Below are 1,884 nucleotides of genomic sequence, written 5' to 3' on the forward strand. Positions count from 1 at the left end.
CCAGCTTCTTCCAGCGCAAGCTTCATATTGCCTCCGGTGATGGCAGTGCGGAGAAGATTTGCTGCCTGCGCCTCACACGCAAGCGCCATTGAGACGGCATCGGCCACTTGGCCAAGCACTGGAACGAAGCTCAACAAACCCACCGCCGTCGCCGCCCAATCGAGCACTGGCGACACTATCTTGAGCGCGTCCCCGACGGCGTGAATAAAAGCCCCACCGTTTTTCTTCGGTGACTTGGTGTCAGGCTGGTCCGTCCGGCCCGCCAGCATATCCGAAACCGCGTTTTGTTCCGCAGCGGTTTCGGGCACATGGGTCTTTGACTGCTGGACCGTGCGGTTCGCCAGCGACATGCTTTGGTAGAACTGAGCAAAGTCTTCATTGCTGATGTCACCGGAGTCGACCGTGTGGCCACCGCCGAAGTCGAAGAATGAATTATTGGTCTCATAGCCTGTGATCGCATTGTTAAGCTGACTGAACAGCAGAGGATCAGAGAGCAACTGAGAGGCCGCCTCCTGCACTTTCGGGTCGAGGCTTTTGTCCTCCGCCATCCTCGCGAGCTTGTCACGCGTCAGGTCACCGCTTCCAAAGAAGGCGTCCTGATTGCTCTTAATTGTTTCTAACGTCTCAAGCTCGGTACGCGTGAGACTCATCGACGAAGAAGCGACTTGAAGAAAGTCCTCTTTGTGCACCTTGTCTATTCCACCACCATATAACTGCTTCCATTCATCCGAGTGGCTGACGAAGTACTGAGCCGCCGCAATGACCTGGGGTGGACATTTGCCAGATTTTGATTCACCCTCGACGATCTGCTTGAATTCAGCCAGACTCAGGTTTTCGGGCAGGTTTTCAGAGTATCGGTAAAGCTCGCGTAATGCGTCGCTCCGAGTCATGGCGGACGGCTGCGGATCACCCGTGCTGTCGGATGGAATGTAGTTCTGAACGTAGCTTTGTGCCTGCTTATCCTGAAATTCGGCAACTTGGGAGTGATGGCGGGAGAATCCGGACAAGTCCTTCGCCGTGATCTTGCCACCGCAGCGGCCATCGCCCTGCGAGCCGATCGCATAAAACAGCTCTGGATCCTGCTGCAATCCCTTGATCGCCGCTTTCAAATCCGGGGGCGTAGAGGGATCGTTGGCTTTATCCGCCAATGAATCCCAACTGAGTGGAGCTTGGTCCTTGTGGCGGTTCAGCACTGCTACAATCTCCAACTCGGCCTGGGTCAGTGAGCCGCTATTCCACGTGATTCTCTCGCTTTTAACGGGCGCCTGTGCAACAGAAGGGTTGGCGATCTCAGAGGGCTCCGGCCCCCGATCCATCGACTCAATAGCTACCCTCATATTTTGCGGCAGCAGGTCCAATGGGTGCTGGGCCAAGTACTCCAACGACGACTCGGCATCTGACACGGATTCCGAATGCTCCCGGAACAATGCTCCCGCCGTCGAAGCGGATTCCCGCGCCAGCGGGTCACGGAGTTCCGACGGACAGGTCTTGTCCTCTAGCAGGGACATGATCAGCATCGCCTCAAACCGAGATGCGCTTTGCTGAGTCTCGTCGAAAGCCGATACCGGCTCTGACCTTGTCTGAGCGGACTGCGAGAAAAGGATGTTGGCGTTACTGACTGGCATTGTGGCCCCTCAGACGTGAAGTTGCATCCGCGACAAGGGCGTCACGAGATGTAGTCACCAGCGATAATGGTGATGAGCATTCGCCGGGTTACCAACTCCGCCTCCACAACCGTGCTCTGAGTGCACTGCTTGTTGATCGCACCACATTCTCTTTCCAGCCCACCTGGCCGACGATCGCTGCGTCCCGAATCTCATCATGACCGGTTCAGCTTTCGACAACCTGACTAACTCCAAAGAATCGATTCAGGATGCGGCCGCG

The 1,884-nt window shown here is 56.3% G+C and carries 1 protein-coding gene; it reads right to left on the reverse strand.

Annotation, left to right across the window (positions count from 1 at the left end):
* Positions 1-1,625 (reverse strand): HrpF/NolX family T3SS translocon protein (locus OCW50_RS32970; RefSeq protein ID WP_210804901.1); only part of this gene is annotated, 1,625 nt, incomplete at its 3' end.
* Between the last annotated feature and the right edge of the window lie 259 nt (positions 1,626-1,884).

The organism is Microvirga sesbaniae (assembly GCF_025460805.1).
Lineage (GTDB): Bacteria > Pseudomonadota > Alphaproteobacteria > Rhizobiales > Beijerinckiaceae > Microvirga > Microvirga sesbaniae.